Source organism: Streptomyces sp. 2P-4 (assembly GCF_030167965.1).
GTDB lineage: Bacteria > Actinomycetota > Actinomycetes > Streptomycetales > Streptomycetaceae > Streptomyces > Streptomyces globosus_A.
The window spans coordinates 4,000,348-4,020,133 of record NZ_CP095011.1 but is presented as its reverse complement, the minus strand read 5'-3'; the positions used below and the strand labels follow the sequence as shown (position 1 = coordinate 4,020,133).

The following is a 19,786-nucleotide window of genomic DNA, read 5'->3' as shown; positions in this document are numbered from 1 at the left end:
GGACCGCGCGCCGCACCCGGGGGCGCCGCGGCGGGGCACCCGGGCCCCGTGACACCATCGGCTGCGTGCTCGACATCGGCTACTCCCTCTCCCGACGCTTCCCCGACCCCCCGCAGACCGACTACCGCACCGCGGACGTCCGCCTCCTGCGCCACGACCTCTTCTGCGGCGACGTCTACCTCGCCGACACCGAAACCGACCGGGAAGTGTCCACGGCCTGGGGATGGGTCCCCGTCCTCGACTTCGCCTGGGCCCTGTGCGACATCGTCGAGGAGCTCGACCGCGACCCCCGCGGCAGCCGCTCCGCCGACCGCCGCCACGCCGAACTCGACTTCACCGAGTCCACCGACCGCATCCTCTTCGAACGCCGCTTCGGCTGGGTCGACATCGAAGCCGACTGGATGGCCCCCGAGGAACCCCCGCTGACCTTCAGCCACCGCCTCCTGCGCCGCGAAGCCCGGGACTTCCTCCACGACCTCATCGCCGACCTCGTCGACATGCACGAGGGCCTCGCCGACAACCCGGCCATCTGGACCCTCCAGTCCCGCTTCCCCCGCGTCCCGGCCTGACCCGCCTGACCCGTCGCCAGAGGGGGCGTACGGGCGGCCACAACGGGCAAACGGCCTGCTCCGCGGCCCCGAAACGCGACATCCCGCCCCCTGGACACCCCCCTGCCCCGGGTGTACCAACTCCCCCATGACGATCAACGGCGGCATCTCCTTCTGGCACGCCGCGGACCCGGGCGCCACCCCGCCCGCCCGCGCACCCCTCACCGGCGACACCACGGCCGACGTCGTCATCGTCGGCGGCGGCTACACCGGCCTGTGGACCGCGTACCACCTCAAGACCGCCGCACCCGACCTCCGTGTCACCGTCCTGGAGCAGAAGACCTGCGGCTACGGCGCCTCCGGCCGCAACGGCGGCTGGCTCTACAACGGCATCGCCGGCCGCAACCGGTACGCCCGCCTCCACGGCCTCCCCGCGGCCCGCCGCCTCCAGCAGGCGATGAACGCCACCGTCACCGAGGTCATCGAGACCGCCGCCAAGGAGGGCATCGACGCCGACATCCACCACGGCGGCGTCCTCGAAGTCGCCCGCACCCCGGCCCAACTCGCCCGCCTCAAGGCCTTCCACGAAGCCGAAGCCGCCTTCGGCGAGACCGACCGCCTCCTCCTCGGCGCCGCCGAGACCCGCGCCCGCATCGACGTCGCGGACGCCGTCGGCGCCACCTGGACCCCGCACGGCGCCCGCATCCACCCCCTCAAACTCCTCCGCGGCCTCGCCACCGCCTGCGAACGCCTCGGCGTCACCCTCCACGAGTCCACCCCCGTCACCGGCCTCGCCCCCCGCCGCGCCACCACCCCCTACGGCACCGTCCGCGCCCCGTTCGTCCTGCGCTGCACCGAGGGCTTCACCGCCTCCCTCACGGGCCAGAAGCGCTCCTGGCTCCCCATGAACTCCTCGATGATCGTCACCGCCCCGCTGCCCGAATCCACCTGGCAGCGCATCGGCTGGGACGGCGCGGAGACCCTCGGCGACATGGCCCACGCCTACATGTACGCCCAGCGCACCGCCGACGGCCGCATCGCCCTCGGCGGCCGGGGCGTCCCGTACCGCTTCGGCTCCCGCACCGACAACGACGGCAGCACCAGCGCCTCGACGATCACATCCCTCACCCGCCTCCTGACGGCGTTCTTCCCCGCGCTCGCCGGGGTGGAGATCACCCACGCCTGGTCGGGCGTCCTCGGCGTACCCCGCGACTGGTGCGCCACCGTCAGCCTCGACCGCACGACGGGCCTGGGCTGGGCCGGCGGCTACGTCGGCTCCGGCGTCGCCACCTCGAACCTGGCCGGCCGCACCCTGCGCGACCTGGTCCTCGGCGACACCACCGAGCTGACAGCCCTCCCCTGGGTGAACCACCGCGTACGCCGCTGGGAGCCCGAGCCCTTCCGCTGGCTCGGCGTCCACGCCCTGTACGCCGCCTACCGCGAGGCCGACCGCCGCGAGACCGCCACCCACACCCCCACGACCACCCCCCTGGCCCGCCTGGCGAACCGCATCGCAGGCCGCCACTGACCCCGCGGGCACACGAGAAAGACCCCGGACCAGAGGTCCGGGGTCTTCCGCTTCCGTACGGATTCCCACAGCCGGAGCGACCCTGACTTGGGATGGAGCCCCCTGTCGGATTCGAACCGACGACCTACGCTTTACAAGAGCGGTGCTCTGGCCAGCTGAGCTAAGGAGGCATGTGACGCTGCGCAGCGCACAGAATCACCCTCACTTTACACAGCCGCCCACCCGCGCCGCGAAGCACTTTTCCGCCTCCGTGTAGCCGATCGGCCACCCGTTCCCCCTCCGGCCACGCGACCGCGCGGCCCCCGCCGAGGCGGACGTCACGCGGGGGCGGGTGCTGACAGGAGGCGGAATGCGGGGTAGCGTCGGGCGGAAGTCCGCTCTGCGGACCAGACCACCCACTTCCTTCCACTCGGATCGTCCGGCACGTTCCTGCCGGTAGAAGGGATGCACCCGCATGGCTTCCGTCACCTTCGACAAGGCGACCAGGCTCTACCCCGGCGGCGACAAGCCCGCCGTCGACGCCCTCGACCTCCAGATCGAGGACGGCGAGTTCCTCGTCCTCGTCGGCCCCTCCGGCTGCGGCAAGTCCACCTCGCTGCGCATGCTCGCCGGCCTGGAGGACGTCAACGGCGGCGCCATCCGCATCGGCGACCGCGACGTCACCCACCTGCCGCCCAAGGACCGGGACATCGCGATGGTGTTCCAGAACTACGCGCTGTACCCGCACATGACCGTCGCCGACAACATGGGCTTCGCCCTGAAGATCGCCGGCGAGGACAAGGCGACCATCCGCCGCAAGGTCGAGGACGCGGCGAAGATGCTCGACCTCACCCAGTACCTGGACCGCAAGCCGAAGGCGCTCTCCGGCGGCCAGCGCCAGCGCGTCGCCATGGGCCGCGCAATCGTCCGCAAGCCGCAGGTGTTCCTGATGGACGAGCCGCTGTCGAACCTCGACGCCAAGCTCCGCGTCTCGACGCGTACGCAGATCGCCGCGCTCCAGCGCGACCTCGGCATCACCACCGTGTACGTCACGCACGACCAGGTCGAGGCCATGACCATGGGCGACCGCGTCGCCGTGCTCAAGGACGGCCTGCTCCAGCAGGTGGACACGCCGCGGAACATGTACGACCGCCCGGCGAACCTCTTCGTGGCCGGGTTCATCGGCTCCCCGGCCATGAACCTGGTCGAGGTCCCGATCGCCGACGGCGGCGTGAAGTTCGGCGAGACCGTCGTCCCGGTGTCGCGCGAGGCGATCACCGCGGCCGCGGACGCCGGCGACCGCACCGTCACGGTCGGCGTGCGCCCCGAGCACTTCGACATCGGCACCGAGGGCGGCCTGACGATCACCGTCAACGTCGTCGAGGAGCTCGGCGCGGACGGCTACGTGTACGGCCGCACCGAGAAGGCGGATGGCGGCGGCCAGGACATCGTGGTGCGCGTCGACGGCCGCAACGTCCCCGAGAAGGGCTCCAGCCTGCACGTCGTGCCGCGCGCCGGCGAGATGCACGTGTTCTCCACCTCGACGGGCGCCCGCCTGTCCGACTGACGGCGCGCGCCGGCCGGACACCGGTGACGCGTGAAGGGGTGCCCCCGCCGAGGGGGCACCCCTTTCCCCTTTCCCCGGCCCTCCACACCCGCCTCGTCAACACGGGAATCGAAAAACCACGTCGAACCGTCCCTCGACCGGGTGACTAATTGTCGCCGGTTACGCACCGAGCGCTACTCTCCCCTCGTGACCCACACTGCCCGCCGAATCGGCCGATCCCTCGCCCTGGTCCTGCCCGTCGTCATGGTCCTGTCCGGGACCCTCGCGGTCACGATGGTCCCGTGGGCGGACAACAGCTCGTCCCGGATCCTGACCGCGTCCGCCGAGGACGTCTCCGTGCCCGCGAAGCCGCGCGCCCCCCAGGACGTGCTGCGCGACAAGCTCCTCGGGGAACTCCGGGCGGGCGAGCAGCCGGGTGACGTCCTGATGCACCTGCAGCAGGAGGTGGACCGGAGGCCGTCGCTGGCGGGCCACTGCGCGGGCATCGCGCGTGCACTGGGCCGGGCCGCCGTGGAGGCGTACGGCCCGACGAAGGCGCAGTCGTACGCGCGCCCCGTCTGCGACACGTCGTACGCGTCGGGCGTGGCGTCGATGGGCTGACGCCGGCCGCCGGATTCCCGGCGTCCCGGTCGGCGGCGCCCGGTCCGGCTTCCCCGGGCGGGCGCCTACGCTGGCGGCCATGACCGACGCGCCACCGCCAACCGCATCCCGCTCCACCCGTTCCGCGGCCGCGATCCCGGCCCCGCTCGCGCAGGCCCCCACCCAGGCGGTGGTCCTGGCGGGCGGTCAGGGGTCGCGGCTGCGGCCGTATACGGACGACCGGCCGAAGCCGATGGTGGAGATCCCCGGCACCGGAGTGCCGATCATCGGGCACCAGTTGGCGTGGCTGGCGGCGGAGGGGGTGACGGACGCGGTGGTGTCCTGCGGGCACCTCGCGGGCGTCCTCCAGGAGTGGCTGGCCGGGGCGGAGCTGCCGCTGCGGGTGACGACGGTGGTGGAGGAGGAGCCGCTCGGCCGGGGCGGCGGCCTCAAGTACGCGGCCCGGCACCTGCCGTCCCCGGACGCGCCCTGGTACGCGACGAACGGGGACGTCTGGACGCGCTTCTCGCTGCGCGAGATGGCCGCGTTCCACGCGGAGCGCGGCGCGGTGGCGACGCTGGCGCTGGCGCGGCCGCGGATCCCGTGGGGGGTGGTGGAGACGAACGAGTTCGGGCAGGTCCTGGACTTCATCGAGGCCCCGCCGTCGCCGTACCAGGTGAACGCGGGGGTGTACGTCTTCGCGCCGGACTTCGCGGCGCTCCTCCCGGACGTGGGCGACCACGAGCGGACGACGTTCCCCCGCCTGGCCCGCGAACGCCGCCTGGCCGGCTACCCCCTCCCCCAGGGCGCGTACTGGCGCGCGATCGACACGGCCAAGGACCTGTCGGAGGCCGCCCGCGAACTGGCCGCGGCCCAGGGCGGCTCGTGAGCGGGCGCCGGGAGTCGTCCTGTATCAACCGCTTCGGTTAGCGAGGTTGCCTTCTTCTGCTGTGCGGCTGCTCAGGTGGGTCCGCTCCCATGGATCGCCGACCGACCCTCCCCCAGACTCCCATGCCGCGGCGTGAGTCCCAGAGGCGGCGAGCCCTCAGCTCGGGTCTGAAGTCATGCGCCCTCACAGGAACACCCGGCTGGAATGACCCAGCCGGGTGTTCTATTCAACCCTGTTTACCTGATTGCGCCATCCAGGCCGGGACTTCAGTCCGTCCTTTTCAGAGGGCCGAAGTGTGATGGAGACAGCGCACTGCCCTCGTCCTCGTGCCACTGACAATGCGTGGCAAACACGTACCCTTCACCCGCATTGATGGTGAACCACTGCCCGCGCGTACCAGTCGGAATTTCTACATTCGGCGGATCATAGTCTTCACCCTCACAGACTTCGAGGCGCGCAAACTCCGTCGGCATTTGGATGAAGTGCACGTTCGAGAAGAGAACATCCACTCGGGCCGGAGAAATGTTGTCGCTGAGACTGCGCAGCAGAAGCTGCCTGTAACTTACCGAAAAATGCCACGCCCGGAACGGGCGATCCCACGCTGCAACCAAACCCACTACGAACCTCCCAGATACCTGGATCCCGACAGAACATCTCTGGTGATGTTCTTACCTCCCATGTAAAAATTCAGGCGGCCCAGGTCAAGGTTCCCCATCCGGAAGGCCCGTTCAAGGATCGCCATTTCTCTCTGCGTGGTGTACCAGTTGTCACCCTGCCCCTCTCTGACCGCATCGTCGAACAAATCGGCCGGAGTACCACGCTTCCCACTGGTCATCCTGAACCCGTCGAGACGGACGTGTATCTGCGCCTCAGGATGATAATTCAACGCGTCATGAACGTTCGCGAGAGCATCATCACGCGTATTATTCATGAAGTGGGTGTATCCGTTGCCGTTCGCGAATCCTTCCAGACCATGATCCGATGTACCGAGGGCCACATTGGAGATTTTCGTGCCACAGTTGTGGACGAGGACCGGGGTTGCGGCCGCCACGACGTAGTACGTGTGGATGTCCGCGACCGTGAGGTTGTGGACCTTGGCCTGCTCGGTCCAGCGCTTGACCGCCGTGACCTGGACGTGGGTGCCGGCGCTCGTGCGGAGCCAGGTGCCCGCCTTGAGGTCGGTGGCGTCGACCCATTCGGAGATTTCGGGGACCCAGAACGGGTGCCCATCCGTGGCGGTGACCGCGGCCGTGGCGGCGCCCTTGTCCCCGTCGGTGTCGATGGTGACCTCGACGAGGTTCTTGGAGCCCTCGCCGGTGATGGTGGCCGCGACGTCCTTGACGGCCGTTTCGCCCGTCTCGGGGTCAGTGGCGACCACCTTGTCGCCGAGTTCGAGGTCCTCGATGGCCTTGGTGGTGCCGTCGGCCATCAGGACCCTGGTGCCCGGCATGAAGCTGTTGCAGGTGGGGCCGCTTTCGCCGCCCGACCGGGAGCCTCCGCCTCCGCTGCTTCCGCCGCTTCCGCCCGAGTCAGTTTTCTCCGCGGCCGGCGTTTTCACCTCGTCGGCCTTCTTGGCGGCAGCGGCGTCGGCGTCCGCCTTTCTCTGCCACTGCGCCATGTCCTCGGAGTACTTGGCCATGGCCTTGGCGTCATCGTCCGCCCGCGTCAGCGTGCGGGCGGCCCAGGCGACCTCGTCGCTCCATTTCTTGAACATCTGGACGGCGCGGGCCATGGCCTTGGCGAAGCGTTTCGCCTTGCCGAAGATACCGAAGGCCTGTTCCACCGCGAGCATGCCGCAGGTCAACAGGTCGCCGCCGATGCACGCGACGATGTCGTCGTACCCGGTGACTCCCTTGAAGACCTCCTTCGCGATGCTGAGGGCGATGTCCGCCTTGCTCTGCGCCTTCAGCTTCTTCGCCCGCTCGACGTCCGCCTGCGAGACGGTGGCCTTCGGCTTGGCCGGGGCCGGGGTCCTGCCCGACCAGAGGTCGGTCACGTGGGATTCCGTGTACTCCCACTGGGCGCGCCGCGGGTCGTTCGCCCAGGACGGGTCGCTCGTGTCGATCCTGATCGCGGCCAGGCCCGACGGGTCCGCGAACGTGACCGGGCTGTTGAGCGCATAGGAGTACGGGTTCATCGTCTGCGACTCGGCCGTGTCCATCAGCGGGTCCACCGAGATGAACCGTCCGACGGCCGGGTCGTACTCGCGCGCTCCCAGATGGGTCAGTCCGGTCGACTCGTCACGCGTACCACCGAGGAAGCCCTGCTCGCTCGGCCACATCGACGGCTTCTGGCCGCGTGCCTCGCCGAACGGTGTGAACTTCCGGCGGGTGACCGCCTGCGTGGCGGCGTCGACCGAGGTGGTCGCCGTGCCGTTGCGGTCGGTGAGCTGGTACGAGGTGGTGATCTTGCCGGCTTCCGCGACGCGGATCATGAGCGCGCCGTTGGGGCCGGTGTAATAGCGCGTGCCCTTGACCGCCTGCGTGCCCTTCGCCACGTGCACCTCGGTGCCCGGAAGGTACAGCGTCGTCCCGGACGGGTCGCGGCGGATGAGGCGGTTGCCCTGGGCGTCGTAGAGGTAGGAGGTCTCCTTGGCGGTCTCGCCCTGGCCCTCGGTGACCTTCTCGAGGTGGCCCTCTATGTCCCAGGCCAGGTTCTGGGTGTTGCCCAGCACGGTGCGCTTCGTCGTGTTGCCCGCGACGTCGTACCCGTAGCTCTCGGTTCGGGTCCCCTCGGGACCCTTGGTGTCGACCTTGAGCAGCTGGTTCTTCGTGCCGACGGCCGTCCCGTAGGTGTGGGTGCGGGTCACGTCCTTGGCGGTGTTGCCGGCCGGGTCGTGCTTGGTCTCCGACGTGCGGTTGCCCACGGCGTCGTAGGTGTACGAGTGCCAGTACGCGTCGGGGCCGCCGACCTTGGGTGCCGAGCCCGGGCCGGTGCGACCCGGCTGGAGGGCGCAGTCGTCCGTGGCGGTCCACGCGTTGGACATGCGGCGCAGCGGGTCGTAGGCGAAGCACTGGGTGTCCGCCGCGGAGATCGAGCCGTCCTGCTTGTCGGTGATCTTCAGGACGTTGCCCGCGTCGTCGTACTTCGTGGTGACGTCGCTGATCTGGCTGAAGCCGGTGGTTCCGGTCTGCTGCGTGCGGTAGGTGCGGGTCGGGCGCCGGGTCTGCTCGTCGAACTCGAAGGTCGAGACGATCTGCTTGTTGGCGTCGCCCATGGAGGTGCGGACGAGATCGCCGAGCCTGGAGAACTCGGAGCTGGTGAGGAAGGCCCGGCCGTTGACCGAGGCGGAATGCGCCTGGTCGAGGCCGTTGTATCCGATCGCCAGACGGTCCGCGGGCAGGCCCGCGGTCGCCGGGAAGAGCACGGACTGCGGCATCCCGAGGGTCTTGGTGTACGTGTTGTTGTAGGTGTAGGTGCCGGCGAGCTTGCCTTCGTTCGCCGGGATGACGACCTGGCTGCCCTTCGGACGGTATTCGGCGTCGTAGCCGGTGACCGCCTGGGTGTAGGCGTTGCCGTTCTCGTCGTAGCGCGTCGACGCGGCCGGCAGCCCGAGGGCTCCCGGGATCGTGTCGTACGTCTGCTCCGTCAGCTTCCGGCCCTGCAGCGACCCCTCGTGCGTGGCGGTGACCCGCCCGAGCGCGTCGTAGGCCACTGCGATCGTCTTGTTGCGGGAGTCCGTGATCGTCTCTACACGGTCGCCGATGTCGTACGTGGTCTTCCGCACGCCCCTGTCGGGGTCGCTCGCCTCGTACTGGCGGCCTCGGATGTCGTACTTGTACGACCAGACGTTTCCGCCCTGGTCGGTCACCGACTCCAGCTGGCCCTTGGGCGTGTACGCATACTTGATGGAGTGCGCGACCGGTCCGGAAGGTCCGTCACCGGCGAACTGCTGGAGTTCGGTCTTGCGTCCCTGGGCGTCCAGGACCGCCTTGGTCGGGGTGTCTCCCTTCGGCGGGTCGACCGCGATCCAGTCGCCGCCGTACGAGGTGGTGGTACGCCAGGTCTCCTGGCCGTTCTTGCGGGCGATGGTCGCCACCGGGCGGCCCATGCCGTCGTACTGCGTCACCGTGGACGACGGAATCTTGCTCTCGACCGGGACCCACATCTGTGAGGACGGGTCCTGGTCGTTGTAGTAGCCGCCGTTCTCCATGCGGACGTGACCGCTGCTGTCGTAGAACGTGTCGGTGAGGACGCGGCCTCCGTCGAGGGCCTGCTGCTGCGTCTGCCGCAGGCGCAGCGATCCGTCGTAGAGGTCGTAGCGGACCCGGTACTTCCCGCTCTCCAGCAGGGTCTTGTTGGTGATGACGACCGGTGCGTCGGCCGATCCCGGGCGGATCTCGTACGAGAACTCCGCGTCCGGGATCATGGTCTTCGGGTCGCGGTCCGGGGACCATGCCTTGGTAAGACGGCCCAGCGCGTCGTACTCCATCGAGGTGCGGCGCTTGTTGGCGTCCTCCTCGGCGAGCGGCAGGCCCCGGCCCGCGTCCAACTCCTTGACCGTGGTGTGGCCCAGGTGGTTGGTGGCGGCCACCTTCGTGACGATCTCGCCGGCGGCGGGCGTGTAGGCGGTGCGGGTGACTGCGCCGTAGACGTCCGTGACGCTGGTGACACGACCGTAGGAGTCGTGGGTGCTCGTACCGGTCGTCTTGTACGTGGGCTTGCCGCCCTCGTAGGAGGCGAGGCTCTCGCCCTTCACCACGTTGCCGACTGCGTCGTACTCGACACGGGTGTCGGAGACGACGTCGCCCGGGCGGGCGATGCCCGTCGCGTCACAGGCCTTGCTGAGGACTTCGACCCGGCTCTGCTGGGCGAACATCCACTTCTCGGCGTCGTCCTTGTACTCGTACAGCGTGCAGCTGTCGTCCGTCGTCTTGGCGAGGTCGCCGCGGTCGGTCGTCTTCGTGACGCGTCCGCGCTCGTCGTAGGCGTGCTCCACGGCGGTGCGGCGCTGGCCGCGCTCGCCGGAAAGGACCGTGCGGGAGGACACCTTCTCAACGCCGCTGATCCAGGCTTCGAGCGGTGCGGCGCCGTCCGCGCGCTTGCGGCTGGCCGTCGGCCCCTTCAGCATCGGCGTGGTGACGGAAGCAGATTCGAGCGGCCCGTTCTCGCCCTGGAAGTAGAGCATTTCGCGGGTCTGGCCGGCGAACTGCTTGTGGTCGGCGATCTCACCGCCCTCGGAGTCCTTCACCTTGACCGACCGCTTGCCGCCGGGCTGGGAAGGTGACTTGTCGCCGTCCAGACCGCGGAAGTACACGGCCTCGACCTGGGAACGCGGATCGGGGGCGCTTCCGACGATGGTCCGTACACGCTCATAGCCGCGCCACTGGGACCAGGTCCGGGACTTCTCCGGCAGCTGCTCGGTCTCGTCGTCGTAGGCCCAGGCCGGCGTGCCGAGGTACTGGTAGTTCGTCTCCTTGGTCGGCGAGATGCCGTTGGGGTGCTCCTCGCGGACCTGGTCCACCCGGTGCTTGTGGAACCAGTCCGTGAAGTAGAGCTTCTTCTCGCCCTTGGGGTCGGCCGGGTCCGGCACCTCCTTGATCACCGGGTAGCAGCGCAGCGTGTTGGTCTCGGCGGAGGAAGGGAGGTTCTTGGGCTCCGTCGCGCTGCACTCGGTCGGCGCGTACTTCACGGCGACGACCGCACCGGTCTCGGTGCGGATCTTCTCGACGCGCCAGCGCAGGAACGGGGGACTGCCGTCCGTGTTGTTGTCCACCCGGTTGGGCAGCTGGATCCCGTCGAAGACCACCGGGGGCATGGGGATCGCGGTCTGGCCGTTCTTGCCGAAGTGCTGGATCTGCGCCAGCCACATCGGGTATTCCAGGGCCACGCCGCCGTCACCGGTGGCACGGAAGTCGTGCGTGAGGACCCAGTTGTCGACCGGCTCGTGCTTGCCGTTCTTCAGCACGCTCGTGGTGACGTCCTTCAGCCTCTTGCGACTGAAGAAGGTCGGTGTCCAGCGGTCCTTGCAGACCTTGCCGGCATCGCATATCTGGTCGGCCGGGACGTCGGGCCAGTTCTTGGCGACGTCCCACTTCGCCCCGTCGGCCAGCTTGCCCTCGGCGCAGTCGAAGTCCTTGCTCGCGATGCAGCGCTCCTCGACGCCGAAGTCGATCCTGGCGGGAGCAGGGGCGAAGAGGTTGTCAGAACGAAGTCCGTAATCGATGTGCTTGAGCCAGCCGCCCCGGTCGTACGCCCGGGCCGTCGACTTGCCGTCCGCCTGGACGTTGGATCCGTAGTGGTTGCGCTCACGCGCGTACCAGTACGTCATGGCGTTGCCGCGCGGGTCGACGACGTAGTCGAGGTTCCAGCGCCAGGCCTGGTCGCAGACGGAGGAGGCGTACGAGGACTGGTGGCACTCCTCTCCCGGGTGGTTGCCGTATACCGGCACCCGGAAGACGGAGTTGGTCTCCTCGTTGCCGGACTTCCAGCCCGGAACGCGGTTGAGGCCGAAGTAGTACTGGATCCCGTGGACGGTGGTGATGCGCCAGTGCTGGCCGCCGGTGTCGCCGTTCTGCGCGCCGTCCAGGAGTTCCACCCGGGAGCCGTCGTCCTGTGCCGGACGCCAGGTCTTCTTCGCCGGGTCGGAGTCCGCCAGGACCAGCGGTGTCGCCGCCCCGTTGAGTGACAGGGTCATCATCGGCGGCCCGTGGCACAGGTCTCCGGTGGCCTGCTTGGGGTTGTTGAATCCCGAGCCGGCCTTCTTGTCGTCGGCACACGGCACGAAGCTGCGCTCGATGAAGTTCGCGCTCGCCACGACGTCCCAGCCGTCGCCGGCCCAGGAGGACTGCCCGGACGAGGCTGACGTACGCCCGTCCACCGCCGCGGAGGAGTAGCCGAGGCCGAGGGTCGGTGCCGGGCCACCCAGAGAGGACGGGATCTCCATCGGGTATGACCAGGAGAACGTCCCGGAGTTTCCCCCGGACTCCCATGATCCGGTCGGGCTCAGCGAGGTGGCCGTGAAGGTTCCGGTACTGCTGCCGGCACCGGCAGCAGTGGCCAGCACCTTCGGCGCCGACGCCGCCGAGCGCGCCTCGGCTCCGGAGAAGGCCGCGAGGGTGGCGCGCACCGTGCCTGTCGCCGGATTGTTCTTGGAGGCGACCGGGGTGCGCTTCTGGCACTCCGGCTTCGTCGGCGAGGTCAGCGCGCAGGCGGGGAGCTCGACGAGCTGGAGGCGCGAGCCCCAGTTGCCGCCGTAGGCGTTGCGGAAGTTCGAATAGTCGAGCTCGACCGACAGGGGCACCCCGGCGGACGCGGCGTCACCGGCCTCGACGGCCATGACCACACCGTCGACGCCGAGTGCCGCGGCAGTGGCCTGGTTCTTGACCTCCACCTTGGCCGAAACGGAAGCGGGTACGGCATCGGTCGGTGCAGGCACCGCCTTCAGCTTCACCGGCAACTTGCCGGCGGGGACTTCGGCCGGCGGGGGTGCGACGAACGGCGAGACCCGCAGGCCGGGAGCTGCGGGCGGAGCCGCCCCGCCCTTGGCCGGTACTGAGACCTTCGCTTTCCCGGGCTTCGGCAGCTTGACGGACGGGGCGCCCTTCCAGGTGCGCTTGGCCGCGGAGTCCTTCGACTTGCGTGATTCCGCGAACTTCTTTCCGGGCACGTTCGTGAGCTTCTGCGTGCCCGGTAGGTCGGCTGCGGAGGCACTTCCCGCTATTGCGGGCAGCCCGGTCACGAGCAGTGCGGCCACGACCGCCGAGGCGGTCCAGCCCGGCCTGAGGGGCGACCATCTGCCCGATCGGCATCTGTGGCGCTTTCCCTGACGGAAAAGCGAACTGTGCGGTTTCAAACTCTACCTCCCTGACTTCAGTAAAAATGACGTCGGGTATTACTACCAGAGCGTTAACCAAGGAGAACAACGAGGGCGCAAGTCGACCTTTTGACTACAAGCAGAACATGAAGGCTTTATAGGGCTTTTCGGACACTTTGCAGGTCATCAGCCCAGTTCTCGCCAGACCGACAGATCCAAGCCACGCCTCCCCGGAGGCTGCGGCCCCAGTGAAGGAAGAAAGTGAAGCCAGCAGAAAACCGGCACCGCGTGCGTGACAGACGCCGGGCCAGAGTGATTTCCTTCGTGATATCCACCACTCTGGCAAGCGGCTTGGTGGCCGCCGCTCCGGCGACATCCGCGGCGACGGTCACACCGAAACCGAAATCCGGAACTACAGATTCCGCAATTGGCGTCAGACAGGCCAAAGAAACCGAGTCTGCGAAGAAATCGGCCAAGGAGACGGGCAAGCGCGTCGAGGTCGTCAGCCGCCGTACCGAAACCGACGAGGTGTACGCCAACCCCGACGGCACGATGACGCTGGACCGGGCTCTCTTCCCGGTCCGTGTACGGCAGGGCAACGCTCTCGTCCCGGTCGACACCAGCCTCCAGGTGAGGGCACACGGCAGGATCGCCCCCAAGGCGGCCCGCACCGACGTGTCCTTCTCCGCCGACGGCACAGGTCCTCTCGCAGTCATGCGTGAGAACGGACGCGAGATCCAGCTGAGCTGGCCGGGCAAGCTGCCCGCCCCCAAGCTCGCCGGGAACACCGCGGTGTACCCGGATGTGCTGCCGGGCGTGGACCTCTCGGTGACGGCGACTGCGGACTCCTTCAGCCACGCCCTTGTCGTCAAGACCGCGGAGGCGGCGCAGAACCCCGCTCTCTCCAAAATCGACTTCGGGATCAAGGGGAAGGGCCTGACGGTCAAGGCCGAGCCCGACGGTCGCCTGCGCGCCGTCGACCCGACGGGCCGCGCCGTCTTTTCGGCGCCGGAGCCCGCCATGTGGGACTCCGCCCCCTCCCGGCCGGCCGCCGCGTCCGGGACTGATCGGAAGGCGGCCGGGGCAAAGACGGCGGCTGCGGGCAAGCCCGCCGCCGACAGCGGTGCCCCCGCCGCCCGGAACATCGCGGCGACCCAGAGCTCGTCGGCAGCGTCGGCCGACGGCTCCACCCCGCGCCCAATCGACGAGGTCCTGTCAGGGGCGACCGAAGGCAGCAAGCAGGCCGACTTGGGCGTCGAGCTGCGCGGCGAGACGCTCTCCCTGAAGACGGACAGCGCGCTGCTGAAGGCGCCGGACACCGTGTTCCCCGTGGTCATCGACCCGACCTGGGCACCGGACGCAGCGCGGAACGCCTGGTCCCTCGCGTACAAGAACAGCGGAGTCGGCGGCAGCGCCGACACGGTGTACTGGAACGGCGGGTCGACCATGAAGGAGTTCGCCCGTGTCGGTGTGGCCCGGGACGAGAAGACCGGGTACACGGCATGGGGGAACTCGTACTTCCGTGTCGGTGTGGGAAACCTCCAGGGCAAGCAGATCCTGGAGTCCGTCATGCGCATCAAGCAGGTACACGCCGGATCCTGGTCCTGCGCATCCGGCGACGTCGAGCTGTTCGACATCGGCCGTGACCTGCCGAACAACATCACCTGGAACCGTCAGCCCCCCAGCAAGGGCAGCGTGGACCGCTCCGGGCAGTCCTTCGGCGGACGCAACTGCCCCAACGCCTCTGACGGCCTTGTGGAGTTCGACGTGCTGCCCGCGGTGAGCAAGGCAGCGGCCAACAACTGGGGCACGTGGTCCTTCGGCCTGCGCTCGGTGTCCAACGCCGTCGACACGTCGTGGCGCAAGTTCGACCCGAACTCCGCTCGTGTCTCGACGCGGTACAACACCGCACCGGCCAAGCCCTCCGATCTCTCGACCCTGCCCTCCGTGCCGTGCACCGGCGGCGTCTTCGGTCTGTCCAACGAAGTCGAGCTGCGTGCCCGTGTCCGCGATGACGAGGACACCAACCTCCGCGCGTACTTCCAGTGGGGCAAGGTCGGCGCAGGCGCCTCCGGCTCGCAGCACGTCGACGTCAGCAGCGGCGGCACCGCCGTCGTCCGGATCGACGCCTCGAAGCTGGACGGCTCGTACTGGTGGAAGGCGGCCGCGACGGACTGGACGGCCCCCAGCCCGGACTCGGACCAGTGCCTCTTCACCGTGGACCGCTCCCGGCCCTCCAAGCTGCCCTCCGTCACCTCGGCTGACTTCCCCGAGACCGGCAGCAAGAAGCCGAGCAAGCCCGCCCGTACCAGCGGCACCTTCGTCTTCGGTGCGAACGGCGTCGACGATGTGACCGGTTACGTGTGGTGGTCCGACCAGGACAGCACCGTGCGCGAGGTCAAGGCCGTCAACAAGGACCTTTCGTCCGCCCCCGTGACTTTCAAGCCGTACAGCGCGGGACCGCAGTACATCTACGTCCGCAGCGTCGACAAGGCCGGCAACCAGTCCGACCAGTACGCCTACCACTTCCAACCCGAGCGCACCCCCGGCCCGGACAAGCCCGGCGACCTCAACGGTGACGGCACAGTGGACCTGTGGTCGGTGGACCCGAACACGGGAACCCTGCGCACCTATGCCTGGCAGCGGGACGGCGCCACAGGTGGCACGCTCGGGGCCGGAGTCACTGCCTCGAAGACTTCCTTCGCCGGTTCGGTCATCGCCCATCGCGGCAACTGGAACATCGGGGACAGCTACGAGGACCTGATCGCGCTGACCCCTGGCGCCGAGGACCCCCAGAAGAAGGAGCTCTGGCTGCACACAAACGACGGATCCGGCCGCCTTCGCGAGGACTCGGGCCGCTTCGAGTTCACGATGTTCGGCAATGAAGAACCGCTGTGGACCGACGCCGACCAGGTACTGGTCATCGCCAGCACCAACGACGACACCCCCGACGGGGTTCTCGACGATGCCGACGACCCAGACCTCCTCATCCGCAGGGGGTCCGAGCTCTACCTCTACCTCGGCTCCCGGGCCGACCGCTTCCTCGGCACACCGATCGCCCTGGGCAACGCCGACTGGCAGAACATGAGCCTGTCCGTACCCGGAGACCTGAACGGGGACGGTCTCTCGGAGCTGTGGGCCCGCGACAAGACCACCGGCAAGGTGCACCAGTACACCAGCCGCAAGGGAACCGACGCGTTCGGCGCCATCGGTGCCGACCTCACCGTCTACGGCGAGCCCGGGGCCCGGGCGAGTTCCCTCGGCACCATCCCCGCCGGCACCTACCCGGTGCCCCTCAGCAACGGTGACTTCGAGGGCGACGGCTTCGCCGACCTCTACGCCATGAGCACCGACGGCCTGCTCTACGAGTTCCCCGGCCGGGCGATGCAGAACGGCTCGGCCTTCGGCGAGGCGCGACTGCTTGCCAAGATCGGCACCTCGTGGAACGAATGCGAGGCCGTCGAGGGCGGACACACCGGAGGCAAGCGCACGCTGTGCGGCCCGATCCTCGCCAAGTTCAAGGCACTCGGCGGGCTCGCCTTCGGACACCCCACCTCCGACCCCGTCACCGCACCAGACGGCAAGGGGCGCTACATCCACCTGAAGAACTCCACCGGTGAGGAGGACCGCTCGATCTACTGGAGCCCCGACACGGGCGCCTGGTCCATCCAGGGTGGCATCCGCCAGAAGTGGTCCCTGATGGGCCGCGAAGCCGGCGTCATGGGCTATCCCACGTCCGATGAGACACCCACCCCCAATACGACAGGCTGGGTGACCACCTTTTCCAAGAACGGCGCGAAGGGCGCCATCTACTTCAGCTGGGCCACCAGCGGCCAGTCAGTGCGGGGAGCGATCTACGAGTCGTTCCTCAAGCACGGCGGATTCGCCACCTTCGGCTTCCCCGTCGGCGACCAGGCGCCTCTCAGCCCCAGAGCCGGTGAGCACCAGAACTTCAAGTCCGTCGGTGTGAAGGAACCGAACACCACCTTCGTCTACAGCCCGGCCACGGGTGCCTGGCCCGTCAGCAACGCCAATCGCGACAAGTACGCGGCCGAGAACTGGGTGAACGGCTGGCTCGGATTCCCCACCTCGGCGGAGTACCCCACGCACAACGCGTCCATCCGCTCCGACTTCGAAGGGGGTTACATCTCCTGGAACCGGCACAGCCAGACCACGATCGCGCACAAGCCGAACGACCGCACCACCCACCTGCGCACCGAGCTGGGCGGCGACGTCAACGGCGACAAGCGCAGTGATCTGATCACGTTGTATGACTACGGCAACGAGACCACCGGGCTGTACGTCCTCGACGCCATGCCCGACGGCGGCATCGCCGAGCCCCGCGAGGCGTGGAACAGCGGCGCCCGCAACTTCAACGCCGCCCGGGCGAAGTGGGCCGCGGGCGACTTCAACGGGGACAAGCGCGCCGACATCGCAGCCCTGTACGACTACGGCGACGGACGCAACAGCGTCTTCACCTGGTTCGGCACGCCTGACGGACGCTTCACCGTTCCCGGTGCGCCCCTGCAGATCCCTGCAGGCAAGTGGGACTGGAACAAGGCGGCATTCCTCGCCGGCGACTTCAACGGCGACAAGCGCGCCGATGTGGCCGTCGTCCACGACCACGGCAGCGGTGTGACCGCTACGACCACGTACACGAGCAAGGCGGACGGTACCTTCAACGCCGGGCTCGACAGCTGGCGCTCGACGAGCGGCTGGCACAACGCCTCCGCGCAGTACCACGCCGTCGACTCCACCGGCGACGGCCGCTCCGACATCGCCGCCGTCTACTTCAACGGTACGGTCGAGACCGCGCTGTGGACCTTCAAGGCGAAGGCCGACGGCGGCTTCGAAGCCCCCTTCAAGTCCTGGTCCGCGACGGCGCAGGCCTTCCAGTCGGCCCGCATCGAATCCACCGCAGGGGACTACAACGGGGACGGCCGCGGCGACGTGGCCATCGTCTACGACTACAGCGGCGCCACCGGCACCCACACCTTCACGGCCAAGCCGGACGGTGGCTTCAACGCGCCCCTCGCCAGCTGGAAGTCAGGCGAGGGCAACTGGTGGGCAAGCAGCAGCGGCGCCCCGATCTCCGGGGACACCGACGGCGACGGCCGGGCCGACATCGTCATGATGTACAACTACGCTGCCGGCAGCACCAGGGCGTTCACCCTGACCAGCCGCCCGGACGGCGGCTTCGACGGCGTCCGGGCGTCCTGGTACGCCGCACCTGGCATGTGGTAGCCGACAGGCCGTAGCCGCTTCGTAAGGCTGCGGTCGACCAGGCAGACGAGGGCCCCGCCCTCCGGCTCCGGCCGGGGGACGGGGCCCTCGTCGCATGTGTGTCAGCCGAGGAGGCCGCCCACGAGGCCCGGCTTTGTGGAGGGGGTGTCGCCGCCGGTGGAGCCGCTGCGGGTGCCGGTGCCGCTCGACGGGGGCTTGGGGGTGGACTGCTTCGGGGCCGTGCCGGTGCTGGAGCTGCTGCCGGTGCGGGTCGACGCCGTGGGCTGGGAGCCGGTGCCGGAGGTCTGCCGCGAGGTGGTGCCCGAGGTGGTGCGGCCCGACTTCGCCGAGGGGGACGGGGTAGCGGTGGGCTCGGGGGACTTGGAGGGCTGCTGGGTCGGGGACTGCTGCTGCCGGGGCTGCCGGGACGCGGCGGGGGGCTTCGGGAGCGGGGAGCCCGGAAGGTAGTTGCTGGGTGCCGCGCCGGGGCCGGGGACGGTGACGACGGTGCTGGAGCGGACGGCTCCGCCGAGGAGGGAGCCGATGAGGAGGGTGAGTCCGCAGACGACGGTGGCCATGATGGTTCCGCGGCGCAGGACGCGGCGGCGCAGGGTCCACAGCTCGGAGCGGGGGCCGAGGGTCCGCCAGGCCTCGCCGGCGAGGCGTCCGTCGAGGGAGTAGACGGGAGCGCCGGCGATGATCAGGGGGCTCCAGGCGGCCAGGTAGATGATGTCGGGGGCGTCGTAGGCGGGGACGGTCTTCCAGCTGACGGTCATCAGGAGGGCGGCGGAGAGCAGCGCCCCGATGCAGGCGGCGAGGCGCTGCCACAGTCCGAGGACGGTGAGGACGCCGACGATGACCTGGAGGAAGGCGACGCTGAGCCCGGCGCCGACGGGGTGGGCGAGCGCGAAGTCGCGGAGCGGCTCGGCCAGGGCCCAGGGGTGGAGGGTGCGGAGCCAGGTGACCATGGAGCCGCGTTCGCCGCCGTCGAAGTAGACGGGGTCGCACAGCTTGCCCATGCCGGCGTAGATGGAGATGAAGCCGAGGAAGACGCGCAGCGGGAGGAGGACGACGCCGAGGTTCATGCGGCGTCCGGGGTAGTACGAGGCCTGCGCGCGGCTGTCGGCTGGGGTGCGGCGGAAGGTGTCGTCCGGGTGTGCGCCCGGGCCGCCCGGGCCGCCCGGGCCGCCGGCGTACGGGGCGCGGAGGTCCCGTACGGGGGGCAGGGAGCGGGTCTCGTCGGGGTCGCCGTAGGTGCGCTGGCCGATGACGGTGGGGGTGGGGACGGTGTCGTCGGTGAGGTCGCGGGCGAGGTCGATCCGGGGGATGACCTGGGTGGCGCCGCTGTCGTGTTCGTGGTGGCCGCGGCCGTGTTCGCGTACGGCCTGGAGGAGGCCGCCCATGGCGGCGGAGTCGCCCTGGGCGGATTTGCCGCTCCAGACGACGGGGGCCCGGCGGCGGCCGGCGGCGGCTCCGGCGGCCGCAGCGGCGGCGCCGAGGACGGGTGCCCGGCCGGGGATGTTCGCGGGCTTGGAACGCGCGCTCGGGCTCGGTGCGAGCCGCACGCGGAAGCTGGCGTGGTTCACGATGACCTGTGCGGGGTCGCACGGCACCTTGACCATGCTCAGCGCGGGCTGGTCGTCGAACCCTGACGTTCTTGTGTCCACACTCATCTAACCGAGTGATCAGTGTTTAGGACACTGCCTTGACGGGGTTC

General features: G+C 69.3%; 9 protein-coding genes and 1 tRNA gene. 6 read left to right on the top strand and 4 right to left on the bottom strand.

The window, feature by feature from the left end:
* Positions 1-65 precede the first annotated feature (65 nt).
* Positions 66-569 carry a hypothetical protein gene (locus MUK52_RS17755; RefSeq protein ID WP_114058084.1) on the top strand — a complete coding sequence of 168 codons (504 nt, stop codon included), beginning with the start codon at positions 66-68 and terminating at the stop codon, positions 567-569.
* Positions 570-696: 127 nt separating this feature from the next.
* A complete protein-coding gene (locus tag MUK52_RS17750) occupies positions 697-2,076 on the top strand; it encodes an NAD(P)/FAD-dependent oxidoreductase (RefSeq protein ID WP_284578158.1) in 1,380 nt (459 codons plus the stop codon).
* 93 nt (positions 2,077-2,169) lie between these two features.
* On the opposite strand, the gene MUK52_RS17745 is transcribed toward MUK52_RS17750, so the two are convergent.
* Positions 2,170-2,246, bottom strand: a tRNA-Thr gene (locus MUK52_RS17745).
* A gap of 284 nt (positions 2,247-2,530) precedes the next feature.
* Between MUK52_RS17745 and MUK52_RS17740 the strand changes: the two genes are divergently transcribed.
* From MUK52_RS17740 to MUK52_RS17730, 3 genes are all read left to right on the top strand, one after another.
* Positions 2,531-3,622 carry an ABC transporter ATP-binding protein gene (locus MUK52_RS17740; RefSeq protein ID WP_114058086.1) on the top strand — a complete coding sequence of 364 codons (1,092 nt, stop codon included), beginning with the start codon at positions 2,531-2,533 and terminating at the stop codon, positions 3,620-3,622.
* 186 nt (positions 3,623-3,808) lie between these two features.
* Positions 3,809-4,222 carry a hypothetical protein gene (locus tag MUK52_RS17735; RefSeq protein ID WP_114058087.1) on the top strand — a complete coding sequence of 138 codons (414 nt, stop codon included), beginning with the start codon at positions 3,809-3,811 and terminating at the stop codon, positions 4,220-4,222.
* Positions 4,223-4,301: 79 nt separating this feature from the next.
* The gene (locus MUK52_RS17730; RefSeq protein ID WP_284578156.1) at positions 4,302-5,090 is read left to right on the top strand and encodes a nucleotidyltransferase family protein; all 789 of its coding nucleotides are present in this window, start codon (positions 4,302-4,304) and stop codon (positions 5,088-5,090) included.
* A 266-nt stretch (positions 5,091-5,356) separates the two neighbouring features.
* Here MUK52_RS17730 and MUK52_RS17725 read toward each other — a convergent pair whose 3' ends face one another.
* Complete coding sequence (locus MUK52_RS17725; protein WP_284578154.1) at positions 5,357-5,707, bottom strand: hypothetical protein; 351 nt, start codon at positions 5,705-5,707, stop codon at positions 5,357-5,359.
* Positions 5,707-12,699 carry a polymorphic toxin-type HINT domain-containing protein gene (locus MUK52_RS17720; RefSeq protein WP_284578152.1) on the bottom strand — a complete coding sequence of 2,331 codons (6,993 nt, stop codon included), beginning with the start codon at positions 12,697-12,699 and terminating at the stop codon, positions 5,707-5,709. Before MUK52_RS17720 ends, MUK52_RS17725 begins: the two co-directional genes overlap by 1 nt.
* Positions 12,700-13,374: 675 nt before the next feature.
* On the opposite strand from MUK52_RS17720, the gene MUK52_RS17715 reads away from it, so the two are divergent.
* Positions 13,375-18,090: an FG-GAP-like repeat-containing protein gene (locus tag MUK52_RS17715; RefSeq protein WP_284578149.1), complete on the top strand. Its 4,716-nt coding sequence runs from the start codon at positions 13,375-13,377 to the stop codon at positions 18,088-18,090.
* A gap of 101 nt (positions 18,091-18,191) precedes the next feature.
* Here MUK52_RS17715 and MUK52_RS17710 read toward each other — a convergent pair whose 3' ends face one another.
* Entirely contained in the window at positions 18,192-19,742 is a 1,551-nt protein-coding gene (locus tag MUK52_RS17710; protein ID WP_284578147.1) for a DoxX family protein, read from the bottom strand.
* Between the last annotated feature and the right edge of the window lie 44 nt (positions 19,743-19,786).

What these genes read in the sequence shown, in the direction of transcription:
- MUK52_RS17750 (WP_284578158.1), top strand. Translation starts at nt 697, where the DNA reads ATGACGATCAACGGCGGCATCTCCTTCTGGCACGCCGCGGACCCGGGC.
- MUK52_RS17740 (WP_114058086.1), top strand. Translation starts at nt 2,531, where the DNA reads ATGGCTTCCGTCACCTTCGACAAGGCGACCAGGCTCTACCCCGGCGGC.
- MUK52_RS17730 (WP_284578156.1), top strand. Translation starts at nt 4,302, where the DNA reads ATGACCGACGCGCCACCGCCAACCGCATCCCGCTCCACCCGTTCCGCG.
- MUK52_RS17710 (WP_284578147.1), bottom strand. Translation starts at nt 19,742, where the DNA reads ATGAGTGTGGACACAAGAACGTCAGGGTTCGACGACCAGCCCGCGCTG.